The sequence below is a fragment of the Ferrimonas sediminicola genome (genome assembly GCF_005116715.1).
GTDB lineage: Bacteria > Pseudomonadota > Gammaproteobacteria > Enterobacterales > Shewanellaceae > Ferrimonas > Ferrimonas sediminicola.
Genome location: NZ_SWCI01000004.1, coordinates 61,391 through 86,169 on the forward strand (window position 1 = coordinate 61,391; position 24,779 = coordinate 86,169).

At 60.8% G+C, this 24,779-nt stretch carries 21 protein-coding genes; 9 read left to right on the forward strand and 12 right to left on the reverse strand.

The annotated features are described in order from the left end of the window. Window positions 1–63 precede the first annotated feature (63 nt). The 7 genes from FCL40_RS07900 (at window position 64) to FCL40_RS07930 (ending at window position 8,591) form a co-directional block, all read left to right on the forward strand. Window positions 64–1,356 (forward strand): FAD-dependent oxidoreductase, encoded by a 1,293-nt coding sequence (locus FCL40_RS07900; RefSeq protein WP_136852619.1) that lies wholly within the window; start codon window positions 64–66, stop codon window positions 1,354–1,356. Next, window positions 1,353–1,640 (forward strand): 4Fe-4S dicluster domain-containing protein, encoded by a 288-nt coding sequence (locus tag FCL40_RS07905; RefSeq protein WP_136852620.1) that lies wholly within the window; start codon window positions 1,353–1,355, stop codon window positions 1,638–1,640. The genes FCL40_RS07900 and FCL40_RS07905 overlap by 4 nt, the downstream gene beginning before the upstream one ends. Window positions 1,641–1,998: 358 nt before the next feature. Next, entirely contained in the window at window positions 1,999–3,315 is a 1,317-nt protein-coding gene (locus tag FCL40_RS07910; protein WP_136852621.1) for an MFS transporter, read from the forward strand. A 63-nt stretch (window positions 3,316–3,378) separates the two neighbouring features. Then, window positions 3,379–4,956 carry a BCCT family transporter gene (locus FCL40_RS07915; protein WP_169307044.1) on the forward strand — a complete coding sequence of 526 codons (1,578 nt, stop codon included), beginning with the start codon at window positions 3,379–3,381 and terminating at the stop codon, window positions 4,954–4,956. 163 nt (window positions 4,957–5,119) lie between these two features. Further along, the gene (gene ettA / locus FCL40_RS07920; RefSeq protein ID WP_136852623.1) at window positions 5,120–6,784 is read left to right on the forward strand and encodes an energy-dependent translational throttle protein EttA; all 1,665 of its coding nucleotides are present in this window, start codon (window positions 5,120–5,122) and stop codon (window positions 6,782–6,784) included. Window positions 6,785–7,012: 228 nt separating this feature from the next. Beyond that, window positions 7,013–8,161: a crotonobetainyl-CoA dehydrogenase gene (gene caiA, locus FCL40_RS07925; RefSeq protein ID WP_136852624.1), complete on the forward strand. Its 1,149-nt coding sequence runs from the start codon at window positions 7,013–7,015 to the stop codon at window positions 8,159–8,161. Between the two features lie 76 nt (window positions 8,162–8,237). Continuing rightward, the gene (locus tag FCL40_RS07930; protein ID WP_136852625.1) at window positions 8,238–8,591 is read left to right on the forward strand and encodes a PilZ domain-containing protein; all 354 of its coding nucleotides are present in this window, start codon (window positions 8,238–8,240) and stop codon (window positions 8,589–8,591) included. A gap of 22 nt (window positions 8,592–8,613) precedes the next feature. On the opposite strand, the gene radA is transcribed toward FCL40_RS07930, so the two are convergent. Beyond that, complete coding sequence (radA, locus tag FCL40_RS07935; RefSeq protein ID WP_136852626.1) at window positions 8,614–9,981, reverse strand: DNA repair protein RadA; 1,368 nt, start codon at window positions 9,979–9,981, stop codon at window positions 8,614–8,616. 115 nt (window positions 9,982–10,096) lie between these two features. Between radA and FCL40_RS07940 the strand changes: the two genes are divergently transcribed. Beyond that, window positions 10,097–12,451: a PilZ domain-containing protein gene (locus FCL40_RS07940; protein ID WP_136852627.1), complete on the forward strand. Its 2,355-nt coding sequence runs from the start codon at window positions 10,097–10,099 to the stop codon at window positions 12,449–12,451. Here FCL40_RS07940 and FCL40_RS07945 read toward each other — a convergent pair. Together FCL40_RS07945 and serB are read right to left on the reverse strand one after the other, a co-directional pair. After that, window positions 12,393–13,337, reverse strand: coding sequence for an alpha/beta fold hydrolase (locus tag FCL40_RS07945; RefSeq protein WP_136852628.1), 945 nt, complete (start codon window positions 13,335–13,337; stop codon window positions 12,393–12,395). The genes FCL40_RS07940 and FCL40_RS07945 overlap by 59 nt on opposite strands. Window positions 13,338–13,390: 53 nt before the next feature. Next, window positions 13,391–14,236 (reverse strand): phosphoserine phosphatase SerB, encoded by an 846-nt coding sequence (gene serB, locus FCL40_RS07950; RefSeq protein ID WP_136852629.1) that lies wholly within the window; start codon window positions 14,234–14,236, stop codon window positions 13,391–13,393. 93 nt (window positions 14,237–14,329) lie between these two features. On the opposite strand from serB, the gene FCL40_RS07955 reads away from it, so the two are divergent. Next, window positions 14,330–15,016, forward strand: a complete 687-nt coding sequence (locus FCL40_RS07955; protein ID WP_136852630.1) for an AhpA/YtjB family protein — start codon at window positions 14,330–14,332, stop codon at window positions 15,014–15,016. Window positions 15,017–15,073: 57 nt separating this feature from the next. On the opposite strand, the gene deoD is transcribed toward FCL40_RS07955, so the two are convergent. The 9 genes from deoD to FCL40_RS18580 form a co-directional block, all read right to left on the reverse strand. Further along, window positions 15,074–15,778 (reverse strand): purine-nucleoside phosphorylase, encoded by a 705-nt coding sequence (gene deoD / locus FCL40_RS07960; protein WP_136852631.1) that lies wholly within the window; start codon window positions 15,776–15,778, stop codon window positions 15,074–15,076. 24 nt (window positions 15,779–15,802) lie between these two features. Further along, on the reverse strand, window positions 15,803–17,020 hold the full coding sequence (locus FCL40_RS07965; protein ID WP_136852632.1) for a phosphopentomutase: 1,218 nt from the start codon (window positions 17,018–17,020) through the stop codon (window positions 15,803–15,805). Between the two features lie 11 nt (window positions 17,021–17,031). Then, window positions 17,032–18,354: a thymidine phosphorylase gene (gene deoA / locus FCL40_RS07970; protein WP_136852633.1), complete on the reverse strand. Its 1,323-nt coding sequence runs from the start codon at window positions 18,352–18,354 to the stop codon at window positions 17,032–17,034. 164 nt (window positions 18,355–18,518) lie between these two features. Then, on the reverse strand, window positions 18,519–19,289 hold the full coding sequence (gene deoC, locus FCL40_RS07975; protein ID WP_136852634.1) for a deoxyribose-phosphate aldolase: 771 nt from the start codon (window positions 19,287–19,289) through the stop codon (window positions 18,519–18,521). A 411-nt stretch (window positions 19,290–19,700) separates the two neighbouring features. Then, a complete protein-coding gene (locus FCL40_RS07980; RefSeq protein ID WP_136852635.1) occupies window positions 19,701–20,534 on the reverse strand; it encodes a nucleoside-specific channel-forming Tsx family protein in 834 nt (277 codons plus the stop codon). Window positions 20,535–21,308: 774 nt separating this feature from the next. Further along, the gene (locus tag FCL40_RS07985; RefSeq protein ID WP_136853004.1) at window positions 21,309–22,115 is read right to left on the reverse strand and encodes an outer membrane protein OmpK; all 807 of its coding nucleotides are present in this window, start codon (window positions 22,113–22,115) and stop codon (window positions 21,309–21,311) included. A 198-nt stretch (window positions 22,116–22,313) separates the two neighbouring features. Next, complete coding sequence (locus tag FCL40_RS07990; protein WP_136852636.1) at window positions 22,314–23,555, reverse strand: NupC/NupG family nucleoside CNT transporter; 1,242 nt, start codon at window positions 23,553–23,555, stop codon at window positions 22,314–22,316. Between the two features lie 258 nt (window positions 23,556–23,813). Then, entirely contained in the window at window positions 23,814–24,587 is a 774-nt protein-coding gene (locus FCL40_RS07995; RefSeq protein WP_136852637.1) for a TatD family hydrolase, read from the reverse strand. Beyond that, window positions 24,577–24,717: a hypothetical protein gene (locus FCL40_RS18580; protein WP_169307045.1), complete on the reverse strand. Its 141-nt coding sequence runs from the start codon at window positions 24,715–24,717 to the stop codon at window positions 24,577–24,579. The genes FCL40_RS07995 and FCL40_RS18580 overlap by 11 nt, the downstream gene beginning before the upstream one ends. Window positions 24,718–24,779: the final 62 nt, after the last annotated feature.

Genomic DNA, 24,779 nt, shown 5'->3' on the forward strand with positions numbered 1-24,779 from the left:
CGCCGTAGGTCCCACCCCAGGGAGGGGGTGGGACCCGGCATCCAGCGACAGAGAATCGAGATTATGTCAGAAGAAGCATTTGACACCATTATCGTCGGAGCCGGCCTGGCGGGCAGCGTTGCCGCCTACGTCCTGGCCCAGGGCGGCGCCGATGTACTGGTGATTGAACGGGGCAACTACCCGGGCAGCAAGAACATGACCGGCGGTCGCCTCTATGGCCACAGCCTGGAGCGGGTGATTCCCGGCTTTGCCGAGGAGGCGCCCATCGAGCGGCGGGTCACCAAAGAGAAGGTCTCCTTCATGACCGAGGAGAGTGCGGTCACCCTGGATTACCACAACGGCACGGCCCAGCAGCCGGTGGAGGAGTCCTACACCGTGCTACGTGGCGAGTTTGACCAGTGGCTGGCGGGTAAGGCCGAGGAGGCCGGAGCCCAGTTCATTACCGGCATCCGCGTGGATAAGATCCTCACCCGCGACGGCAAGGTGGTGGGTGTCGACGCCGATGGCGACGAGTTGCTGGCCAAGTGCGTCATCCTGGCCGAAGGGGTCAACCCGGTGCTCGGCGAACAGCTGGGCATGGTACAGCCCAGGGTTCAGGCCAGCGCCATGGCGGTGGGTGCCAAGGAGCTGATTGAACTGTCCGAGGAGCAGATCCGCGATCGCTTTAACCTCAGCGGTGACGAGGGCGCGGCCTGGCTGTTTGCCGGTTCCCCCTCCAACGGCCTGATGGGCGGTGGATTCCTCTACACCAATAAAAGCACCGTCTCCCTGGGGATCGTCGCCGGCCTGCACCATATCGGCGAGTCGGACAAGACCGTGCCGCAGATGCTGGAAGACTTCAAGAACCACCCGGCGATCAAGCCACTGATCGAAGGCGGCAAGATGATCGAGTACTCGGGACACGTGGTCCCCGAAGCCGGTCTGCACATGGTGCCCAAGCTGGCCGACGACGGCGTGCTGATCACCGGTGATGCCGCCGGCCTGTGCCTCAACGTCGGCTACACCGTCCGCGGCATGGATCTGGCCATCGCCTCCGGGGAAGCGGCCGCCCGGGCCGTATTGACGGCACGAGACAGCAACGACTTCTCCGCCGCCGGCCTCGCCAGCTACCAGCGGATGCTGGAGGAGAGCTTCGTGATGAAGGATCTCAAGCTGTACCAGAAGTTGCCGGCCTTCATGGAAAACCCACGCATCTTCAATCAGTACCCCAAGATGGTTGCCGACCTGATGCAGGAGATGTTCACCATCGACGGCACTCCGGCGCAGCCCATCCGCAAGACGCTGATAAAGCACTGCAAGGAGGTGGGTTACCTCAACCTGCTGAAGGATGGCATTAAAGGAGTGACCGCATTATGAGCAACGTCGTCAACGTAGATGTGAAGCTGGGGGTCAACAAGTTCCATGTGGATGAGGGCCATCCCCACATCGTCCTCAAGGAGAACCCCGACCCCGCCGAGGTGAAAAAGCTGGTGAACGCCTGCCCTGCCGGGCTCTACAAGCTGATGGAGGATGGCAGCGTCAAGTTTGACTCCGCCGGATGCCTGGAGTGCGGCACCTGCAAGTTCCTCTGTGGCGACACCATTTTGGAGAAGTGGGAATACCCCAGAGGCACCTTCGGCATCGAATACCGCTACGGTTAGCGAAAATAAAAAGAGGCAATAAGTGTATTGCCTCTTTGTCGTTGCAATTTTGCGTCCGCCAGCCGCCAAGCCAGAACTAATGACGCAAGCAGCTGATACAACGAGAATTTAAAAACACAAAACTCAAACACTCACGACTGTAAAAATAACGACGCCATAGAGAGAGTCAATCGGGCCGGCCGCTGTTACCCATGGCACACACGCCAGGGGCAAGAACTGATACACTCGCCAGCCAATTTTGGGCAAGGAGCGGCCCAGCCGAAGAGAGTGGTCACTCATCGGAAAGAATTAATAAACAGAAAACTTAAGGGATATTTAACAGCGCGATCTTTCTATGCAGAAAAAACAGAGGCTAATAATGAAAGCTGAAACAAGTTTCGATGATATGGAGTTCTCTCCGCTGCATAAGAAGATCATGCTCTGGGGCAGCGGTGGCCCCTTCCTGGACGGCTACGTCCTGGTGATCATCGGTATCGCCCTGGAGCAACTGATCCCCAGCATGCAACTGGACTCCAACTGGGTAGGCCTGGTGGGCGCCTCCACTCTGGTGGGCCTGTTTGTCGGCACCGCCCTGTTTGGCTATATCGCCGACCTGTTCGGCCGCCGGCTGATGTTCCTCATCGACATCATCGCCATCGCCCTGCTTTCCGTGGGCACCATGTTTGTCTCCTCTCCCATGGAACTGGTGATCATGCGCTTCCTGATCGGGGTGGTGATCGGCGCCGATTACCCCATCGCCACCTCCATGGTGGCGGAGTTCTCCCCCACCAAGCAGCGGGCGCTGACCATGGGGTTCATTGCCCTGATGTGGTACGTGGGTGCCACCGCCGCCAACGCCGTGGGATACCTGCTGTACGATATGGAGGATGGCTGGCGCTGGATGCTGGGCAGCGGGGTGATCCCCTGCCTGGTGATCCTGCTGGGGCGCTTCCACCTGCCCGAGTCGCCCCGCTGGCTGCTGAAGAAAGGCCGGGTCGAAGAGTGCCGTCAGGTGATGGAGACCTATTTCGGCAAGGGGGTCACCCTGGAGCAGGAAGCCCCCAAAAAAACCAGCTATGGCGACCTGTTCCGTAAGCGCAACCTGAAGATGGTGATCTTTACCGGCACCATCTGGAGTTGCCAGATCATCCCCATGTTCGCCATCTACACCTTTGGCCCGCAGATCATCGGCATGCTCGGCCTGCACGAAGGCAAGGATGCGGCCCTGGGCAACATCATCATCAGCGGCTTCTTTATCGCCGGTTGCATCCCCGCCATCTACTGGCTCAACTCCATCGGCCGCCGCCCGCTGCTGATCGGCAGCTTTGCCGCCATGACCCTGGCCCTGGCTGTTCTTGGGGTCATTCCCAACCCGAGCATCGCCTTGGTGGTCAGCGCCTTCGGCCTGTACGCCTTCTTCTCCGGTGGCCCCGGGATCCTGCAGTGGCTCTACCCCAATGAGCTGTTTCCCACCGAGATCCGTGCCTCGGCCGTCGGCGCGGTGATGGCCTTCAGCCGCATCGGCACCATCGTCTCTACCTACGCCCTGCCCCTGTTTATGGCCAACTACGGGATCTCCGCCACCATGATGATGGGCGCCCTGATCTCCCTGCTGGGGCTGATGATCTCCGTCGCCATGGCTCCGGAAACCCGGGGCATGGCCCTGGCCGAAGCCAGCTCGGCCAAGTTTGGCTGACCTTTGTCCGTGGCCCCGCCAGCGGCGGGGCCCTGTCGACCAATATGAATGGATGAAACTCCTGTGAGCGCAACCTCAAGTCATGAGCTGGAGCTGAACACCACGGCTCCGCTTACGCTGTTTGCCAATATCGATGGCCTGAAGTTCTTCGGCACCTTTTTGCTGGTACTGCTGGGCACCCTGCCCATGCTGCTCCACCCCGACGCGGCCAAGGCGCAGATCTTCGTGCTGTTCCGATTTATCACCGAGGAGCTGGGCTGGCTCTACATCCTCGCCGGTGTCGCGGCCTTTCTCTGGTGCCTGTGGCTGGCCTTTGGCCGCTACGGCGATCGCACCCTGGGGGACACCCCTGAATACTCGGACTACAGCTGGGTGGCCATGCTGATGTGTGCCGGTGTCGGCTCCGGCATCATGTACGGCAGCATGCTGGACTGGGCCCACCTCTGCAACCTGGGGATCAATGGCACCCAACCGGTCACCGCCGCCGCCAACGAATGGGCCGCCGCCTACGCCATGTTCCACTGGGGCCCCGTCGCCTGGGCCATGTACGCCACCCTAGCGGTCCCCATCGCCTACCACTTTCACGTCAAGCGCACCCCGGTGCTGAACATCTCCCAGTGCTGCCGCCCCATCCTGGGCGACAGGGTCAATGGCCTGGCGGGCAAGACCATCGACATCCTGTTTATGATTGGCCTGATCGGTGGGGCCGCCACCTCCCTGGGCCTGGGTGCCCCGGTGATCGCCGCCGCCGTCAGCGACCTGCTGGGGATCGCCAGCGACACCCGCCTGGAGATCGCCGTGCTGTTTTTTGTCACCTCGGTGTTTGGCTGCAGCGCCTTCTTCGGCATCAAGAGGGGATTAAGAACCATGTCGGACATCAACGTGGTGCTCTCCATCCTGCTGCTGGCCTTCGTGCTGCTGGCCGGCCCGACGGTGTTTACCTTGGAGATGGGGATCAGCACCCTGGGGCGGGTAATGACCAACTTCATCGCCATGTCCACCAATATGGACCCCATCGGCGACAGCGGCGTGACCACCGGCTGGACAGTGTTTTACTGGGCCTGGTGGGCCTCCTTTGCCCCCTTTATGTCGATGTTCATCGCCAAGATCTCCCGGGGACGCACGGTGAAGGCCACCATACTGGTGACCCTGCTGGCCGCCTCCTGCGGCTGTGCCACCTTCTACATCATCTTCGGCAACTTCACCCTGCACCTTCAGGTGACCGGCCAGTTGGATGTGGCCAGCCTGGTGCAGCAGTACAAGGGGGGAGAGGTGATCATGATGGTGGCCAAGCACCTGCCCGCTCATCAGCTGTTCGAAGCGGTGTTTGCCTTTGTCTGCTGCATCTTCCTGGCCACCACCTATGACGCGGTCAGCTATGCCCTGTCGGCCACCACCACCGCCCGGCTGACCCCAGAGCAGGAGCCGGCCCGCTGGAACCGGCTGTTCTGGGCCTGTGTCCTCAGCCTGCTGCCTCTGGGGATCATGGTGCTCGACGGTCCCCTGGAGGTGCTGCAGACCGCCACCATCGTCTCGGGCCTGCCGGTTTTGGGGGTAATCGCTCTGGGGATCCTCTCCTTTATCCGCGAGTTGCGGGCCTGTGGTTGGCAAGGAGAGCCAACGCCGCATTCGCGGCCTTAGCCCCGGTTTCCCCTCTCTGTGGCGTGTATGACTGGATTCCCGCGGCCCAGCCAGTATCATAGGCGCCATCCCAATACTGCCGGCCCCCCTTTCCGGCCCTGGGGCCGATGATGAGACGGCCCGGGCCCGGGCCGGCAAAGCTTGAATTGATACAGGAAACCTCATGGCACAGTTTATCTACTCCATGCTCAGGGTTGGCAAGGTGGTACCACCTAAGCGCCATATCCTGAAAGACATCTCCCTCTCCTTCTTCCCCGGCGCCAAGATCGGTGTTCTGGGTCTGAACGGTGCCGGTAAGTCCACCCTGCTGCGCATCATGGCCGGCGTCGACACCGAGTTCGAAGGTGAAGCCCGCCCCATGCCCGGCATCAAAGTGGGCTATCTGCCCCAGGAGCCGCAGATGGACATGGACAAAACGGTCCGTGAAGTGGTTGAGGAAGCGGTCGCCGACGTCAAGGGCGCCCTGACCCGACTGGATGAGGTGTACGCCGCCTACGCCGATGAAAACGCCGACTTCGACGCCCTGGCCAAGGAGCAGGGTGAGCTGGAAGCGATCATCGCCGCCAAAGATGGACACGCCCTGGACAACGCCCTGGAGCGTGCCGCCGACGCCATGCGCCTGCCCGACTGGGACGCCAAGGTGAAGGTACTCTCCGGTGGTGAGCGCCGCCGTGTTGCCCTGGCCCGCCTGCTGCTGGAGAAGCCGGACATGCTGCTGCTGGATGAGCCCACCAACCACCTTGATGCCGAGTCCGTGGCCTGGCTGGAGCGCTTCCTGGAAGAGTACCCTGGTACCGTTGTGGCCATTACCCACGACCGTTACTTCCTGGACAATGCCGCCGGCTGGATCCTGGAACTGGACCGCGGCGAGGGGATCCCCTGGGAGGGCAACTACTCCTCCTGGCTGGAGCAGAAGGAGGCCCGCCTGGAGCAGGAAGCTGCCCAGGAGAAGGCGCGGATGAAATCGATCCAGAAGGAGCTGGAGTGGGTTCGCCAGAACCCCAAAGGCCGCCAAGCCAAGAGCAAGGCCCGTATGGCCCGCTTCGAGGAGCTGAGCAGCACCGACTACCAGCGCCGCAACGAGACCAACGAGCTGTTCATTCCGCCCGGCGAGCGCCTGGGCGACAAGGTGCTGGAGGTGAGCAACCTGTCTAAGTCCTACGACGGCCGGGTACTGATCAATGACCTCTCCTTCTCCATCCCCAAGGGGGCCATCGTCGGCATCATCGGCGCCAACGGTGCCGGTAAGTCCACCCTGTTCCGCATGCTCAGCGGCAAGGAGCAGCCAGACAGCGGCACCATCGACCTGGGCGACACCGTCAAGCTGGCGTCCGTCGATCAGTTCCGTGACGACATGGACGACAATAAGACCGTGTTCCAGGAGGTCTCCAACGGTCAGGATATCCTGAAGATCGGCAACTTCGAGATCCCCTCCCGCGCCTATGTGTCCCGCTTCAACTTCAAGGGCACCGACCAGCAGAAGCGGGTAGGTGAACTCTCAGGTGGTGAGCGTGGCCGCCTGCACCTGGCCAAGCTGCTGCAGGCCGGCGGCAACATGCTGCTGCTGGATGAGCCCACCAACGATCTGGACGTGGAAACCCTGCGCGCCCTGGAGAACGCCCTGCTGGAGTTCCCCGGCTGTGCCATGGTGATCTCCCACGACCGCTGGTTTCTGGACCGCATCGCCACCCACATCCTGGACTACCGAGACGAGGGCCAGGTCAACTTCTTCGAAGGCAACTACAGCGAATACCGTGACTGGATGAAGAAGACCCACGGTGCCGACGCCCTGGAGCCTCACCGCATCAAGTACAAGCGCATCGACTGATGCCGCCGCGGCGCCCGGTTTGCGGGCGCCCTCCTCCCCCCTTCAACCATGAACTCTCTCAACGTTTCCTCCCCTGGGCTCTGGTAAGCTTGCCGGGACGAGGGGACGCTCAACCGTCCGCCCCCTTATCCCTCGGGGCCATACCCTTTCCCCGGCCCCTTGGGTAAGATGGGCAAAACCACCCCCCCCGGAAACGGATGCACGAGACGATTTTTTAGTGAAGGATCTATGAACTACCGACTAACCCACGAGCAGGAACAATTTGTCCGCAGCGTCCGCGCCCTGATGGAGCGCGAGGACTGGGAGAGCTATTTCGCCCAGTGTGACACCGACTGCACCTATCCGGAGCGCTTCGTCCAGGAGCTGGCCAAGATGGGCATCGACAGCCTGCTGTTGCCGGAGGAGTACGACGGTTTCGACGCCGGCATGCTGACCCTGACGGTGATCTGGGAGGAGCTGGGGCGCCTGGGGGCCCCCACCTACGTGCTCTATCAGCTGGCGGGGTACGGCACCCTGCTCAAGGAGGGCAGCAAGGAGCAGATCAACAAGATCCTGGCCCTGCGGGGCACGGGCCGACAGATGTGGAACTCCGCCATCACCGAGCCCGGTGCCGGCTCCGACGTACGCAGCCTGCAATCCACCTACAAGCGCAAGAAGGGCAAGATCTATCTCAACGGCAGCAAGTGCTACATCACCTCGGCGTCCGGCTGCCCCTACCTGGTGGTGATGGCCCGGGATGCCGATGCGGTGGTGCCGATCTTCTCCGAGTTCTTCGTCGACATGTCCAAGCCGGGGATCGAGGTGAGCGAACTGCCCAAGCTGGGGCTGAAGATGGACAGCTGCTGCGAAGTGACCTTCACCAACGTGGAGCTGGAGGAGAGCGACCTGTTCGGCACCGAGGGCAACGGCTTCGAGCGGGTCAAGGAGGAGTTCAACCTGGAGCGATTCCTTATCGCCTGCACCAACTACGGCAGCGCCTACTGCGCCTTCGAGGACGCCGCCCGCTACGCCAACTCCCGGGTGCAGTTTGGCCAGCCCATCTCCCGTACCCAGTTGATCCAGGATAAGTTTGCCCAGATGGCAATCAACCTGAACAACATGAAGAACATGCTCTACCAAACCGCCTGGAAGGCGGACAACGGCCTGATGACCTCCGGCGACGCCGCCATGTGCAAACTCTACTGTGCCAAGGCCGCCTTCGAGGTGGTGGATGAGGCAATGCAGGTGTTTGGCGGCTCCGCCATCACCGGCGAGCACCGTATCGCCCGGTTCTGGCGGGACCTGAGGGTGGACCGGGTCTCCGGCGGCTCCGAGGAGATGCAGCGGCTGACCCTGGGCCGGGCGGTGCTGGCGGAGTATGACGGCGAGCCGACCTGACAACACCACCCGGGTCACTGTCGGCGATTGATGTTAGGCACTATACTGAATTTAAACAGGTTTGGAGTGATAACAGATGGAAGAGCGCAGACATTTCACCCGGGTGCAGTTCATGGGGCCAGCCCTGCTGTGGCAGGGGGATCGCCGCTGTGCCACCAAGGTTCTGGACCTCAGCCTCCACGGCATCCTGCTGGCCCGCCCCGAGGCCCTGACGGTGTCTCCGGGGGAGACCCTGACGGTGCACATTCCGCTGGGGGAGCAGGCCAACATCGAGATGCGCGCCGAGGTGATGCGGGTCAATCCGCTCTCCCTGGGGCTGGTGTGGCACAACATCGAGGTGGAGAGCCTGATCCACCTGCGACGCCTGATCGAACTGCACAGCCCCACCAGCATCGACAAGGAGCTGGAGGAGCTGTGGCAGGAGATCTGACTGGTCGGAGCCGGCCGACGACCTAGATCGCCTCCAGCGCCTGAACCAGCTTGGTGACGCCAATCACCTCCATTCCCTCGACCGGCTGACGGGGCACATTGCCCTTGGGCACAATGGCCCGGGTAAAGCCGTGCTTGGCCGCCTCATTGAGGCGCTCACCCCCATTGGGTACCGGCCGGATCTCACCGGAGAGCCCCACCTCACCGAACACCACCAGATCCCTGGGCAGGGACTGGTCCTTGAAGCTGGAGACCATGGCCAGCAGCAGGCTGAGATCGGCGCCGGTCTCGGTCACCTTGACCCCACCAACCACGTTGGCAAACACATCCTGATCCGACATCTGCAGTCCGCCGTGACGGTGCAGCACCGCCAGCAGCATCGCCAGCCGGTTCTGCTCCAGCCCCACGGCGATGCGCCTGGGGTTAGCCAGCTGGCTGTAATCCACCAGAGCCTGCAGCTCCACCAGCAGCGGCCGGGTGCCCTCCCAGATCACCAGCACCACCGAACCCGGCGACTGCTCCTCCCCCCGGGAGAGGAAGATGGCGGAGGGGTTGGCCACCTCCTTCAGCCCCTGGCCGGTCATGGCAAACACCCCCAGCTCGTTGACCGCACCGAAGCGGTTCTTGTGGCTGCGCAGGGTGCGGAAGCGGGAGTCACCGTCGCCATCGAGCAGCACCGAGCAGTCGATGCAGTGTTCCAGCACCTTGGGCCCCGCCAGGGAGCCATCCTTGGTGACATGCCCCACCAGCAACATGGCCACGTTGTTCTGTTTGGCAAAACGGGTCAGGTAGGCGGCGCTCTCGCGCACCTGGGCGACACTGCCCGGGGCGGACTGGACATCGGCCATGTGCATCACCTGGATGGAGTCGATCACCATGATGGCGGGTTTCTCCCGCTCGGCGATATGGCAGATCTGCTCCACCGAAGTCTCGGACAGCATCTTCAGCTTGTCCGCAGGCAGCCCCAGGCGGTTGGCACGCATCGCCACCTGCTGCAGCGACTCCTCACCGGTCACATAGAGGGTGTTCATCGACTGGGCCAGGCGACACATGGTCTGCAGCAGCAGGGTGGACTTGCCGGCCCCGGGATTGCCTCCGATAAGGATGGCGGAACCGGGGACGATACCACCGCCGAGCACCCGATCCAGCTCGCTGAAGCCGCTGGAGAACCTGGGCAGCTCCTGAAGATCGATCTCGTTAAGCAGCTGCACACCACTGCTGTTGGCGTCGCCGGCGTAGCCACTGAAGCGATCGCTGCGTCCCTTGGGCGAGGCCCCAAGGCGCATCTCGGTCAGGGTGTTCCAGGCGCCGCAGGCGTTGCACTGCCCCTGCCACCTGGGGTGATCCGCTCCGCAATCGTTACACACATAGGCTGATTTCGACTTGGCCATAGACTTCCGCTCACGCTCCTAGGAGGAGCCCCAAAAATGAGACCCCAATCATTCACTTGAGCCAGGGATTATATACGTCAACCTCCCTACGGGTTACACTCTTGGGGATAAAAAATTGAACAGCATTTCCATGGAAGAGCACCACGACCTTATCAACCAGCTGATCCCCTTGTTGCAGGACAGCAGTTTTGACAACCTGCTGGATCAGGCCACCACCCATCTGAGCAACTCGGACCGGTTCCTGATTCGCATGGAGCTGCGGCGACTGAACCAGGAGTGCCAGCGGCGCATCGACCTCAGCGGCACCGGCGAGATCCGCGAATACACCATCACCGGACTGACCCACAGGCTGACCGAAGAGGCCCGACAGTTTCTCGAGCAGCAGTTGGAGCTGTATGAGGGGCGCTACACTGTGGGCGCCTACGAATCGTTGATGAGCTATCTCAAGGGGGAGCCGGAGCAGGCAGAGGAGGAGCCGGAGGGCGCCCCCGCGCCGTTCCGCATGGAGCTGCTGCCCATGGGGCACTACATCCGCCGCCGCGAGACCCGCCACACCTTCTCCTCGGCCATCACCCTGTGGCAGCCCGACGGTGCCCCGGTCTCCGGCCGCACCCAGGATCTCTCCATCCGGGGTGCCCGGATCAAGACCGACCGCAAGTGGCAGCTGAACCCCGACCTACCGATCTTCGTCAGCTACACCGAGCTGGCCTCGGAGTTTGTCGCCCCGGAGCTCAAGCATGGAGTCAGCTACAAGCTAGTGGAAGCCCTGACGGGCAGTGACAGCCAGAGCCTGAGGCTGAGACGCAGCGACAGCGACTCCGGCCTCGACCAGACCTTCGAACGGATCCTGAGCGTCAGCCGGCTGCGGACCCGGCCGGAACTGAACCACCTGCTGCGCACCGCCAAGAGCCGCGGCTACGAGCGCCAATACCTGCCCCAGCTGAACTCGCTGCCCCTGGCCATGTCCATCAAGGGGGGCAAGCTTCGTCCCTCACTGGTGCTGCAGACCAGGGCCAACCAGGCGCACCTGGACTACTGGATGGATGAGCGCGGCCACAGCCAGATCGGTGCCGCCCTCACCGAAGAGAGGCTGGCACGGGTGCTGAAACACCCGAGGGAGGTGGCCCACCAGCTGCTGTTCAGCTTCATCCATCTCCACGAAGGGCACCGGCTGTTCTTCTCCGCCACCCTGTGGGAACTGAACCGGCTGGAGATGGCCGCCTGCTTCTTCAAACACGGCGGCCACAAGCAGGGGTTCAAACTTCACCGTATCCAGCTGCACGCCATCAGCGACAAGGATAAGGAGTGGGCCTGCCACTCCCCGGTCAACGGCCGGGCGGCGGACTCCCTGGTGCAGCAGCAGCTGCGGGCCCTCTCCCTGCTGATCAACCTGGAGAGCACCGATCTCGGCAACGCCAGCGGTTTCAGCGGCTATGACTCGCCGTGCCACATCAACCAGCTGCGCCGCTTCGGCCAGAAGCGGGTGTCTGGGCTGGATCCCAGCCCTCTGGCCTGCGATCACCAGGAGCTGCGCCGTGAGCCCCGCTTCTCCCTGCAGACCAGGGTAGTCCTCAACCAGGGACGGCGTCAGCTGGTGGCCCACTCGGTCGACGTCTCGCCCCGGGGCCTGAGGCTGATGCTCGGCGAGACGGCGGAACTGCCGTCGGGTGAGATGATCAAGGTGGAGTTTCCCGAGCTGCAGCCGATGGCGGGCAAACTCAAGCTCAAGGGCCTGCCCTATGAGCTGGTGCGCTGCCAGCAGGATAAGCGCACCCTGCACCTGAAGGCGGCCGAGGGCGATCCCCACGCCGGCGTGGTGTTCCTCTCCCACCTGCTGAGCCAGAATCGCAGCAAGATCGCCCAGGTCGGCTCCAAGCTGCAGCACCGCCAGTTGTTGGAGGGGATGAAGAACCTGATCCTGAAGCGGCTCTACTCCCTGCCCTTCTTCGTACACAAGCACAAGGCCCACTTCGAGGCCAACCTGGCCGGCAGCAGCCTGCTGCCCAGCACTACCTTCCAGGCGCTGACCGATCCCCATGGGCTCAGCCTGGAGGCGATACTGGACAACCCTGTGGTGAAGCAGCACCTGGAGGGGGTGGCGCGAAGCCATGATGAGGGTCTACGGGGCTGGCAGGCCACCCTGCTGCTGCACTGGCCGCCACAGCGGGAGCTGCGCAAGGCCTGGACCCTGTCTGAGATTGGCGACGACCACGATGTCCACAGCAAACTGATGGAGCTGGGGGCCAAAGGCCACCTGAAGGCGGTGACCATCAAACTGGACCGGGCCCAGAAGCCGGACCTGGACTATCTCCAGGGGGAGCTGGCGGCGATCAGCACCCACGCCCTGCACCGGGCCAAGGAGCTGGAGGAGATGCTGTGGCAGATTGTGGTCGTGGGTGAGCTGAAAGAGGTTACCGCCGAGATCCTCCTGGAGTATCGGCTAGCCACCGGGGAGACTGCAACCAGCTGAGCACATCGGGAAACAGCTCCTGCTCCGCATCCCTGTGGGTGAGCAGGCCGGCGTGGTCGTAATCCCGGCGCCAGCCATGGCGCCGCCCCAGCACCTGGTATCTGGCCTGGCCGTCCAGGCCACACTCACTCATCAGGTCCCGCACATCCCTGGGGTTTCCCAGGGCCCGATCTCCGGCCCCCGCCAGGAACCAGGTGGCGGGCCAACGCCCCTGTTTCACCAACGCCCGCGCCGCCTCGCCGTAATCGAAGCCATCCATCTCATCCAGCCAGTAGCGATCGGAGATCCACGGCAGGGAGTCCATCAGAAAACGGGTCGACTGGTCGTCCATCCCCACCCGCAGGCGCTGCAGCGGCAGGTAGCCCAGCTTGCGACCCAGCCAGGGGAACAGTCGCTTCCAGGCCAGCTCGATCTTCAGCAGCCGCTCTGAACTCCAGCTTCGCACAGTACGCTTGGAGGCGAACAGGGTCAGAGTCGGGATCTGGCTGAGCATCTCGGGATAGCGGGCCAGGGTGGCGATCATCAGCACCCCGCCCCAGGAGTGGCCCACCCAGTGCACCGGCTGGCCATGGCGATCCTGAAGCCGTCGCTGCACCAAGGGCAGCTGTTCATGGATCACCTCATACTGGCCATGATCCTCTCGGTGGGACAGGGGGGGATAGGAGCGACCATGGCCGTAGCAGTCCAGCACATGGACCTGATAGCCTTGCTCGGCCAGATAGCAGCCCAGGCCACGGCCCGATCGGCTGTAGAACACCCGACCGTTGCTCATGGCACCGTGCACCATCAGCACCCGGCCCTTGGGGGGCTGAGCCGGGGTCAATACCCGCAGATGCAGCTGACCGCTGCGGTAATCGATAAACTCCGATCCCTGAGAGTGTGTCATCGGTTCCCTACCTCCTACTCCGTGGAGGCACTGATTAGACCTCTTTTTGTGATCTAGATCAACAGGGCGAGGATGGCATCCAACCCCAGGGTGGCCAGGTGGGCGTCTGCCTCGGCGGCGACCGCCGGCTTGGCCCGGAACCCGACCCCAAGGGCAGCCCGGCTCATCATCGGCAGGTCGTTGGCGCCATCCCCGGCGGCCACCCACTGGTCCGGTGGAATGCCGTACCGCTCGCCCAGCTGCGCCAGGATCGCGGCCTTGACCTCGGCCCCGACGATCTCGCCACTGACCCGGCCGGTGAGCAGGCCTCCGGCCTCCTCGAGATCGTTGGCCTGGAAGTGATCCAGCTCCAGCTGTGCCGCCAATTTCGAGGCGATGCGGTTAAAGCCGCCGGAGGCCAGGGCCACTTTCCAGCCGGCCTGTTTCAACCCCTGCACCAAGGGCTCCAACCCGGGGTTCAGCGGCAGACTGGCGGCGATCTCATCCAGCACCGACGCCGGAATGCCGTCGAGCTTGGCCACCCGCTGGCGCAGACTCTCCTCGAACCCCAGCTCACCGCGCATGGCCGCCTCGGTCACCCGGCTGACCTCGTCAAACACCCCGCCGGCCCGGGCGATCTCGTCGATGCACTCGATGGCGATGGCGGTAGAGTCCATATCCATCAGCAGCAACCCAGGCCGATCGAGCCGCGGTCGCTCGGCCCTGAGGCGGAAACACTCGGCCCCCGATGGCAATGGCAGCGGCGCCTGCCCCTGCCAGCTCACCCAGTGGTGAACACCCCGCAGGCCACTGGAGACCACCAGTCCCTGCCGACGCGCCTCATCGGCCAGTTGCCCGGCGGCGGCGGCGTCGGTGAGGATGACCCGGGTCTCCTGGTCAGAGAGAGGCAGAAGGCTCATGGTTTACTCCTTGAAAAACGACAGGTTGCCTGTTCTTTATGCGGATGAGACGCTAGGATCACAGAAGGATAGGGAAGCTGCAAGGACAACGGTTTGACCCATAACGGCGAGACAACCAACCATAACCTAGGCAGGGTGGCCCTGAGGCTGGCTCAGGTGATCGCCGCCGTGGGGCTGCTGGCGACCCTGCTGCTGATGTGGCAGCAGCAGGCGCAGCAGCGCAGCGACCTGCTCTATGAGAAGGCCGATGGCCAGGCGGAGCAGATCGTCCGATTTGCCGCTATCGCCGCCGCGCCAGCCCTGGCACAGCAGAGAGAGGAGCAGTTGCAGTGGCTGGTGGAGGCCCTGGTGCAGGACAGCCGCATCCTCTCCGCCACCCTGTTCGGCGCCGACGGCCAGAAGCTGTTGCAGGCCCAGAGCCTGTTTCCCCTCTCCCAGCTGCCGGAGGAGCCGGTGCTCGAGGCCGCACTGGAGCGGTTCGACCCCTTCGTGGCCGAAGTGACCCTGGGCGATCACTCCCTGGGTTACATCAGGATCCGCGCCAATACCCACCTGTTCTTCATCGAGCAGCGCCGCCTGGAGCGCCAGCTGATCCGCCAGCAGCCGCTGTTGATGCTGATGGCCGGCATGGTCGGTGCCCTGCTGACCCTGGCCCTCTCCACCCGCCAACTGGATATCGCCCGGCGCCGGGCACGACTCAAGGCAGCCAAGGCGGAAAAGGCTCAGGCGACCACCGAGGCAACGGCGGCGCAAGCCGAACCCGGCGACGAAACCGCCTAGACGCAGACACACAAAAGGCGGGCCCTCGGGCCCGCCTTTTTCATCTGGAACTCTGGCTTACAGCAGGGAGTTCAGGGTCATCACAATCATGTCGTTGAAGGTGGTCTGACGCTCTTCAGAGGTGGTCGCTTCACCGGTACGGATGTGGTCGGACACGGTCACCACGCACAGGGCGTTGGCGCCATACTCGGCAGCCACACCGTACAGGCCGGCCGCTTCCATCTCGACACCCAGAACGTTCATCTTCTCCATGATGTCGAACATCTCTGGATCGGGGGTGTAGAACAGGTCGGCGGAGTAGATGTTACCGATCTTCACCGCGATGTTGGACGCCTCGGCGGACTTCACCACGTTGGACAGCAGGCCGTAGTCGGCGATGGCGGCGAAATCGTAGCCCTTGAAACGGGTACGGTTTACGCCGGAATCGGTGCAGGCACCCATGCCGATGATCACATCACGAACCTTAACGTCGGTGCTTACCGCACCACAGCTGCCTACGCGGATGATGTTCTTCACACCGTACTCGGTGATCAGCTCCTTGGCGTAGATGGAGCAGGAGGGGATCCCCATGCCGGAACCCATTACGGACACTTTCTTGCCCTTGTAGGTACCGGTGAAGCCCAGCATGTTACGTACGTCGGTAACCTGCTCTACGTCTTCCAGGAAGGTCTCCGCGATGTACTTGGCACGCAGAGGGTCGCCAGGGAACAGAACGGTTTCGGCGAAAGCGCCGGCAGGTGCGTTAATATGTGGAGTAGCCATTATTATTGACCCCTATTTCATCAGTTAATTCAGGAAGGACTTGCCGTAGTCCATAGCTTCCAGCCCAAGGTAGCTGGCAATGGACTGGCCGATATCGGCAAAGGACTCACGGTGTCCCAGGGAACCTGGGGCCACCGGCTTGCCGTAGGCCAGTACGGGAACATACTCACGGGTGTGGTCGGTCCCTGTCCAGGTCGGATCACAGCCGTGATCGGCGGTAACCAGCACGACGTCGCCGTCGCCCAGCTTCTCGAGAAGCTCTGGCAGCCGCTTATCAAAGTATTCCAGAGCATTAGCATAGCCGTTTACGTCGCGGCGGTGACCATAGGAGGAATCAAAATCGACGAAGTTTGTGAACACGATGGTGTTATCACCCGCTTCATCCACCTGCTCCAGGGTACGATCCCACAACGCTTCCAGGCCGGTGCCTTTCACCTTCTTGGTGATGCCGCAGTTGGCGTAGATGTCGGCGATCTTGCCCACAGACACTACCTCACCGCCGGCTGCCTTCAGCTTGTCCAGCACGGTGGGCGCCGGTGGCTCGATGGCGTAGTCGGCCCGGTTGCCGGTACGGGCAAAGTCGGCGGCGCCGCTGCCGACGAAGGGACGGGCGATCACCCGACCGATGGTGTAAGGCTCCAGCTCATCACGGGCGATCTTGCACAGCTCATACAGACGCTCCAGGCCGAAGGTCTCCTCATGACAGGCGATCTGGAACACGCTGTCGGCAGAGGTGTAGAAGATCGGCTGGCCGGTGCGCATATGCTCTTCACCCAACTGCTCCAGGATGGCGGTGCCCGAAGCGTGACAGTTGCCCAAAAAGCCGTCCAGGCCGGCACGCTCGAGGATGCGGTCGGTCAGTTCCTTGGGGAAACTGTTCTGCTTGTCGGAGAAGTAGCCCCACTCAAACAGAACCGGTACGCCGGCCATCTCCCAGTGACCACTGGGGGTGTCCTTGCCCGAGGAGATCTCGGAGGCGTAACCGTAGGCGCCGGTCACCTCGGTGTCGGCATCCATCCCTGCTGGCACCTTGCCAGTGCTCTCCTGGGCCGCCTTCACCAGGCCAAACCGGGTCAGGTTGGGCAGCTTGAGGGCGCCACTGCGGCCCACTTCGGCGCGGCCCTCGGCGCACTCCTTGGCGATGTGGCCAAAGGTGTCGGAGCCGGCATCGCCGAACTTGTCTGCGTCTCCCGCGGCGCCGATGCCGAAGGAATCCATCATCAGGATAAATACGCGTTTCATTCAATTACTCCTTAGCGACCGCGGATGGTTTCGTACACATCCGGAGTGGCTTGATAGGCGTCACCCAGGGAGATGGCCTGACGCAGCGCCGCCTCCGCTTCCAGGAACTGCGCCTCATTGCGGGCGTGGACCATGGCGATGGGCGTGGCGCTGTCGACCGTTTCCCCCAGGGAGATGATGTTGGTCATACCCACGGCGTAATCGATGCCATCGGTGGGCAGACGACGACCACCGCCCAGACCAACCACGGCCATGCCCATGGCACGAGTGTCCATGGCGGTGACGATGCCGCTATCTTCAGCATATACGGGACGGATAATCTCCGCCTGGGGCATGTAGATATCCATCTTACCGATGAAGTCGGCGGGGCCACCCAGGCCGGCCACCATCTTGGCGAAGACCTCGGCGGCTTTTCCGCTGTCCAGGGCATGCTGCAGCTTGGTGCGCGCCTCGGCGGTGTCTGCCGCCAGCTTGCCCAGCACCAGCAGTTCGGCGGCGAGGGCCATGGTCACTTCATGCAGACGGGGATTGCGGTATTCACCGGTGAGGTAGCGAACCGCTTCGCGAACCTCGACGGCGTTACCGGCGCTGGAGGCCAGGGTCTGGTTCATGTCGGTCAGCAGCGCCGAGGTGCGCACGCCGGCGCCATTGGCCACATCCACGATGCTCTGAGCCAGATCCTTGGACGCCTCGTAGGTGGGCATAAAGGCGCCGCTGCCTACCTTGACGTCCATCACCAGGGCTTCCAGACCACAAGCCAGCTTCTTGGACAGAATGGATGCGGTGATGGCGGCGATCGATTCGACGGTGGCGGTCACGTCGCGGATGGCGTAGAAACGCTTATCCGCCGGCGCCAGGTCACCGGTCTGGCCGATGATGGCCACGCCCGCTTCCTTGACCACCTTGCCGAACACCTCGTTGGTGGGGGTGATGTTGTAGCCGGGGATCGCTTCCAGCTTGTCCAGGGTGCCGCCGGTGTGGCCCAGGCCACGGCCGGAGATCATCGGCACAAAACCGCCACAGGCGGCGATCATCGGACCCATCATCAGGGAAACCACGTCACCCACACCGCCGGTGGAGTGCTTGTCGATTACGGGACCATCAAAGTTATGGGCGTCCCAGTTCAACACCATGCCGGAATCTCGCATCGCCTTGGTCAGGGCGATACGCTCATCCATGGGCATGTCGTTGAAGTAGATCGCCATGGCGAACGCGGCAATCTGGCCCTCGCTGACGTTACCGTTGGTGATGCCTTCGACGAAGAACCGGATCTCCTGCTCGGACAGGGGCTCTCCGTTACGCTTCTTGCGGATAATCTCTTGTGGTAGAAACATCCTATGCCTCCGATGTGGGCTGCGCCTCGCCAGGCACAGCGCCTTATGATTTTGAACCGGACTCGGAACCGCTGTGTCGTAAATTTACTAGCATCAAGCCAATACTAGTCAAGCTCAGCGCCAGTTCCGGCGATCCGGATCACAAATTTCAATCTGGATGTAGATTAGTAACCTTTGCTCTCAGCAGGAGCATCGGCCAGTTCCAGAGTGTGCAGCAGGCTGTTCAGCAGGCTGGAGGCACCGAAACGGAAGGTACGGGGGGAGACCCAATCCTTGCCCAGCAGCTCCGCGGCCAGGTCCAGGTATTCACCGGCCTGTTCGGCGTTGCGTACGCCGCCGGCGGGCTTGAAGCCGATGGCAGGATTTTTCTCGGAGATAACGGTCATCATGATGCGCGCCGCTTCCAGGGTGGCATTCACCGGCACCTTACCGGTGGAGGTCTTGATGAAATCGGCGCCGGCGTCGATGGAGATCTCGGAGGCCTTGCGGATCAGCGCCTCGTCCTTCAGTTCGCCGGATTCGATGATCACCTTCAGCAACACGTCGCCACAGGCTTGCTTACAGGCTTTCACCAGGTCGAAACCCACCTGATCGTTGCCGGCCATCAGGGCGCGGTAGGGGAAGACCACGTCAACTTCGTCAGCACCATAGGCAACTGCCGCCTTGGTTTCGGCGACGGCGATATCGATGTCGTCGTTACCGTGGGGGAAGTTGGTGACGGTGGCGATCTGTACCTGCTCGGCACCGATCTCACGCAGGGTCTTGCGGGCAATAGGAATAAAGCGAGGGTAGATGCAGATGGCTGCGGTGTTGCCGGCAGCGGTCTTGGCATTGTGGCACAGGTCGATCACCTTCTGATCGGTATCGTCGTCATTCAGGGTGGTCAGGTCCATCAATTGAATGGCGCGCTGTGCAATCGCTTTGATATCACTCATGGTGAGTCTCCAGTCTTAATTTAAACCAAAATTAGTATAGAAAAAGAGTGGTCACTCGCACGTGGCACGAATATTAATAAAACCTATTAACGGCAGGCACTGAACCCGGACGGGCTCGAGGCTGGAGGTCACCTACGCTCACATGCGTGACGCGGAACTGGTTCCTTGAAGAGTTATCGAAACAGGGCAATGCTGCTTCGAGGCGAACACTCCGTTTCGCTCAGAAAACAATGTCATCATGGCAGTAGAAACGCCAGATTACAACCGCTCAGAGCCGATTTTGTTGAATTATTACTAACAAATTACTGGCCATGATTCGTTACACCCTAGTTGGCGTTAACAGCGGGCCAGAGGCGGGAAAAACAAAGCCCCGGGGCCTGAGCGCCGGGGCTTATCTTTCAGCAGGTTAACTTAGAACTTGTAAGTAACTGCGAAGTAGTGAGACCAGCCGGTGGTGTCGCCAGCTGCACCACCGTCTTTCAGGCCGTATACGTCTTTGAAGCCTTTCAGGCCGTAACCAACGGCGTAGCGGTCGGAGTGCCAGTACAGACCCAGGAAGATATCGCCACCAGAGGAGGTCTTCAGCTGAGCGTCCATAACGCCGTCGTCGTTGAAGTCGAGGTAAGACTCATCGATACCAAACTCATAATCGATGTAGCCTTGGAAAGACAGGAAGGAGCCGTTTTCGAAGAACTTGAAGGGCTTGAACCAGTTCATGGCGAAGTGGAAACCATCCCACTCTTCAGCACCGATCTCGTAAGACGCCATCAGATTCATGCCGGTTTTGCCCAGCCAGGGAACCATCACATCGGCACCGATACCGAAGTTACCGTCGTTTACAACGCCGTTACCAGACCAGTTGAACAGGGTGGAGAAGTACACTTCCTGTACCGGACCGAAGGACAGGTCTTTACCGGTCAGGGCGTCCAGGGAGATGCGGGGAGCAAACTTCATGAACATCTTGTCAGAAGCGCTGCTGTCCTGACCAGCATTGGTCAGGTTGAATACGTCTACGTAGCCGTACAGATCGAAGATACCGGAACGACCGCCGAACTCCATCTCCATGTAGTCATGACCAGTATGAGTCTGAGACTCAGCACGAGGCAGCTGCTTGTAAGCGTACATCAGGTTAAACTGAGACCACTTGTAGTCGTTCTTGTGGATATCGCCGTCAGTGTAGTCAGCAGCGAAAGCGTTCAGTGAAAGGGCAGTCAGAGCCGCACCAGCCAACATTTTTTTCATCATCAACCCCTGTATATATACAGATTATTAAAATTGGTTTTCCAACATCCTTGGAACAGGGCGCATTTTATCTAACGCACTCTCAGGAACAATCGGTCGTTCCCCGTTTCCAATAAAAAGAAAGTAGAAATATGCAAAAGCGTGACCCGACCTACATTTTGGGTCGGTTTTGATAGACTTTTTGTCATACTGGCGCAACAGAACCAGTCACGTCACATAATTTCTGCATTTGTAATTATGTTTCACAACGGCACGTTGGTTGATGGTTTGTTAACCCATTTTTGATCGAAAAGCAAAGAGCTACCGATCTTTGTGAAAAATCGCGACAAACGAAGAGTATTCAGCCAAAACCTGAGCGAGATTCACCCGCCCTCCTGTCGCTGAAAATTTAATACCAAAGGGCGACCGTTTTTTGCGCATATTCCACATCAGTGAAGAATCGCCACACGGCGCACGGCCAGGATTCAGCACCCCAAATCAGGCTCACGCCCTTTCCCACCAAGTGACCTGGATCACACCGGCACCACCAGCCGGACCGCCAGCTTCAGACTCAAGCGCTACCGAGAACTGATCGAAAGTGATCTGCCTCCCGCCACCACCTGGCCAGACCAGAGTTACAGGCCAACAATTCTGATTAAAGAATTACAGCAGCGAACTACCCACCACAAACCGCAGCCATTGACAAGAGCAAAAGGCGAAGAATTGAACCCGGTGTAACAATTAAAAAACGGCCACCTTTTGAGAACAGCGGCCGCCGGAACGGGCGGCCAGACGGGATCAGAAGTTGTATCTGAGACTGTAGATCAGGGCATCATGATAGGCGGCGGTTCCCAGCTTATGATCGGCATAGCGGTACTGGAATCCCGCAGTCAGGTTATTAGGCAGCTGCCACCAGATGGCCAGGGCACCGTTCCAGCCGACGGAGTTGAGACGGTACTGGGTGCCGTTGCCGCGGAACTGGTCATCCCGGGCAAACTCGGTTTCGTGCCAATTGGTGATGGAGAACTTCTGCTGGCCAATATTGAAATCATACCCCAGAACCCAGCCTGCCATGCCGCCGTTCCAACCGGATCCGGCAAAGCTCTGCTGCTCATAGTGCCCTCCGAGGAAAGGTTTGAACCAGAGGCCAAAGTCGGTAAACAGGTCATAGCTGATCCCTATCACCACGTTCTGGTCGAAGAAGCCGCTGGAGGACTCGGTGAAACTGTAGATGTGCCCGTAAAGGTTCCAGTTGCTGCTGCCCAGGTTATAGGCAAAGGTTCCCTTGGCGGCGATACGGAAACCGTCGGTGGCAAAGGCCTCGTCGGAGAACTGGCCATCGTTGGAGTTGGTGGGGTTCTCGAGGTCCACAAAACCGTAGACGTCACCCCAGTCGAAGCCGGCGCCCCCCTCCAGCTCGATGTAAAAGAAGTCCTCCTTCGCTCCTCCCCTGCCGCCTTTGTCAGGGTTGGTGCGATCTTCGGCCTTATCGGTCCAGTCCAGGTAGTTGATGGAGAGATCCATGAAGCCGTAGTACTGCTCGGCCATGGCCGGGGAGGCAACCAGGAGTGCGGCGGTCATTGCAATTGGGGTGGCAGATTTCATCATCTCATCCTTTCCATTTGGGTATGGCGACGCAATGGATCCGATGATGCCTGCTGGCGGGGCGCATAACGCACCCTGGATTTGCACTTACCTACAGCTCAGATGGTAATCAGATATCGTCAGAACCATTACTGCGCACAAACAAAAAAGGCCGGACACTAGGTCCGGCCTCCCTTTGCACAAGGTTGTGCGGTGCGATTACAGGGCCAGGAACAGACCGGCCAGAGTCGCACTCATCAGGTTGGACAGAGAGCCAGCCAGTACCGCACGCAGACCAAAGCGAGCCAGGTCGTGACGACGGTTAGGAGCCATGGCACCCAGACCACCCAGAAGGATAGCAATGGAGGACAGGTTCGCAAATCCACACAGAGCGAAGGAGAGGATAGCCTGAGTACGATCACTCATGGCGACGCCGTTCACCAGGGCTTCACCGCTCAGGTAGGGAGCCAGGTTAATGTAGGCAACGAACTCGTTAACTACGATCTTCTGACCGATGAAGGAACCGGCAACCAGGGCTTCTTCCCATGGCACACCAATCATGAAGGCCAGCGGCGAGAACAGGTAGCCCAGCAGCAGCTCCAGGGTCACGCCTTCGAAGCCGAACCAGCCAGCCACACCACCGATGATGCCGTTGATCATGGCGATCAGGCCGATGAAGGCCAGCAGCATGGCGCCTACGTTCAGAGCCAGCTGCATACCGGAAGAGGCCCCAGCCGCGGCGGCATCCAGTACGTTGGCAGGCTTGTCTTCGGCTTCACCGATCTCATCCATATCCTGCTTGGCGTCTTCGGTCTCAGGCACAATCAGCTTGGCCATCAGCAGACCACCAGGGGCCGCCATGAAGGAGGCCGCAATCAAGTACTCCAGCTTCACACCCAGGCCGGCGTAACCAGCCAGTACGGAACCGGCCACGGAAGCCAGACCACCGGTCATGATGGCAAACAGCTCAGACTGGGTCATGGTGGCGATAAAGGGACGTACCACCAGAGGCGCTTCAGTCTGGCCCACGAAGATGTTGGCGGTGGCAGACATGGACTCGGGACGGGAGGTGCCCAGGGCCTTCTGCAGCGCACCACCCAGGATGCGAATGATCCACTGCATGATGCCCAGGTAGTACAGCACCGCAATTAGGGAGGAGAAGAACACGATGATTGGCAGTACGTTGATGGCAAAGATAAAGCCAACCTTGAACTTGGCCAGGTCACCGAACAGGAAGCCGATCCCGTCGTTGGCGTAGCTAATTACGCTGGAAACACCGCTGGAGATAGCGCCCAGTACGTCCTTACCGAAAGGAACATACAGAACGAACGCACCCAGAGCGGCCTGGATAGCCAACGCACCACCAACGGTGCGCAGATTGATCGCCTTGCGGTTTGTGGAAAACGCGACGGCGATCGCGATTAGGGTTGCCACCCCTACCAAGCTCATCAGAATACCCATGAACCCATCATCCTCTTGTTAAATTTTATAAATAGTGTCGTAAAACAACTTATCATCCGCACGGGATTATACTGTGACCCACGGCAAAAATCGCCGATCAGATCGCATTTTTCGACCACAAACCATTCGTTCGTCATATTTATCTTACAAATCAGTAATTCGCATACAAACTGTGTTGCTCAAATTACAGTCAAACCCCAGTCAGGCACTGAAGATGTAAGTGTAGCAGCCTTTAAAAGGCCGGAAATGTAGTAGATTTTAAGAGATCCGCGTGAATAGCCGGACGTGGTTTTCGGACAGTTTTTTGACCACGGCCACTGAGGATAAGTCTAGAAGGTGACACAACTCCTGCAACACCAGGAGGCAGCGCGCCGGTTCATTGCGTAACCCCTGGTAGCCACAGGGGGGCATATCCGGCGAGTCGGTTTCCAGCAGCAACCGCTCCAGTGGGACCCCCTGGATTGCCGCCCGGGTCTTGGAGGCCCGTTGATAGGTGATCACCCCTCCCACTCCGAGGTAGAGGCCACGGCGGAGGTATTCCCGGGCCACTTCAAGGCTGCCGCTGAAACCATGAACCACGCCGCCGGCTTTCAACGGCTCACGATCCAGCAGAGAGAAAAGGTGGTGATGGGCCTTCCTTATATGGAAGATGACCGGCAGCCGGAACCGGTTGGCCAGCGCCATCTGCTCTAGGCAGAGCCGCTGCTGTTGATCCATAGGGAGAGCAGAGGCCACCCCGTCCAGCCCACACTCCCCGACCGCCACCAGGTTGCGGGGGTTGGCGTCCAGCAGTGACTGGAGCCGATTCAGCTGGCCAACGCTGTCAGAGGAGGCAAAGCAGGGGTGGAACCCCAGGGCAAACCACAGCCTGGGATGCTGCCGGCAGGTGTCGATGACCCGAGCCCAGTTTTCCGGCCCTACCGAGGGAATGATGGCGCCGTGGATCCCCGCCTGGTAAGCACGACCGAGCACCTCGGCCCGGTCGCCGTCAAACTGGGGGAAGTCGAGGTGACAGTGGCTGTCAATCAGCATCGGCAGGAGGCCTCTTGTGACGCTCGGGTTCGTCGGGTCGAGGCACGCAGGAGCGTTTGTGTTGCGGCCCCAGTCCGTTGGCGTCACACCAGCCACAGTAGGCTCGCCACCAGCGCTTAATCCACTCCATGAGACTCTCCTTAAAACGACACAGGGGCAGCGATTGCTACCCCCAAGTATACCCGGCTGTCG

Bases quoted from the DNA above. Each gene is read 5' to 3' on its own strand.
- FCL40_RS07900 (WP_136852619.1), top strand. From the start codon at position 64: ATGTCAGAAGAAGCATTTGACACCATTATCGTCGGAGCCGGCCTGGCG.
- FCL40_RS07905 (WP_136852620.1), top strand. From the start codon at position 1,353: ATGAGCAACGTCGTCAACGTAGATGTGAAGCTGGGGGTCAACAAGTTC.
- FCL40_RS07910 (WP_136852621.1), top strand. From the start codon at position 1,999: ATGAAAGCTGAAACAAGTTTCGATGATATGGAGTTCTCTCCGCTGCAT.
- ettA (WP_136852623.1), top strand. From the start codon at position 5,120: ATGGCACAGTTTATCTACTCCATGCTCAGGGTTGGCAAGGTGGTACCA.
- caiA (WP_136852624.1), top strand. From the start codon at position 7,013: ATGAACTACCGACTAACCCACGAGCAGGAACAATTTGTCCGCAGCGTC.
- FCL40_RS07930 (WP_136852625.1), top strand. From the start codon at position 8,238: ATGGAAGAGCGCAGACATTTCACCCGGGTGCAGTTCATGGGGCCAGCC.
- radA (WP_136852626.1), bottom strand. From the start codon at position 9,981: ATGGCCAAGTCGAAATCAGCCTATGTGTGTAACGATTGCGGAGCGGAT.
- FCL40_RS07945 (WP_136852628.1), bottom strand. From the start codon at position 13,337: ATGACACACTCTCAGGGATCGGAGTTTATCGATTACCGCAGCGGTCAG.
- serB (WP_136852629.1), bottom strand. From the start codon at position 14,236: ATGAGCCTTCTGCCTCTCTCTGACCAGGAGACCCGGGTCATCCTCACC.
- deoD (WP_136852631.1), bottom strand. From the start codon at position 15,778: ATGGCTACTCCACATATTAACGCACCTGCCGGCGCTTTCGCCGAAACC.
- FCL40_RS07965 (WP_136852632.1), bottom strand. From the start codon at position 17,020: ATGAAACGCGTATTTATCCTGATGATGGATTCCTTCGGCATCGGCGCC.
- deoA (WP_136852633.1), bottom strand. From the start codon at position 18,354: ATGTTTCTACCACAAGAGATTATCCGCAAGAAGCGTAACGGAGAGCCC.
- deoC (WP_136852634.1), bottom strand. From the start codon at position 19,289: ATGAGTGATATCAAAGCGATTGCACAGCGCGCCATTCAATTGATGGAC.
- FCL40_RS07980 (WP_136852635.1), bottom strand. From the start codon at position 20,534: ATGATGAAAAAAATGTTGGCTGGTGCGGCTCTGACTGCCCTTTCACTG.
- FCL40_RS07985 (WP_136853004.1), bottom strand. From the start codon at position 22,115: ATGAAATCTGCCACCCCAATTGCAATGACCGCCGCACTCCTGGTTGCC.
- FCL40_RS07990 (WP_136852636.1), bottom strand. From the start codon at position 23,555: ATGGGTATTCTGATGAGCTTGGTAGGGGTGGCAACCCTAATCGCGATC.
- FCL40_RS07995 (WP_136852637.1), bottom strand. From the start codon at position 24,587: ATGCTGATTGACAGCCACTGTCACCTCGACTTCCCCCAGTTTGACGGC.
- FCL40_RS18580 (WP_169307045.1), bottom strand. From the start codon at position 24,717: ATGGAGTGGATTAAGCGCTGGTGGCGAGCCTACTGTGGCTGGTGTGAC.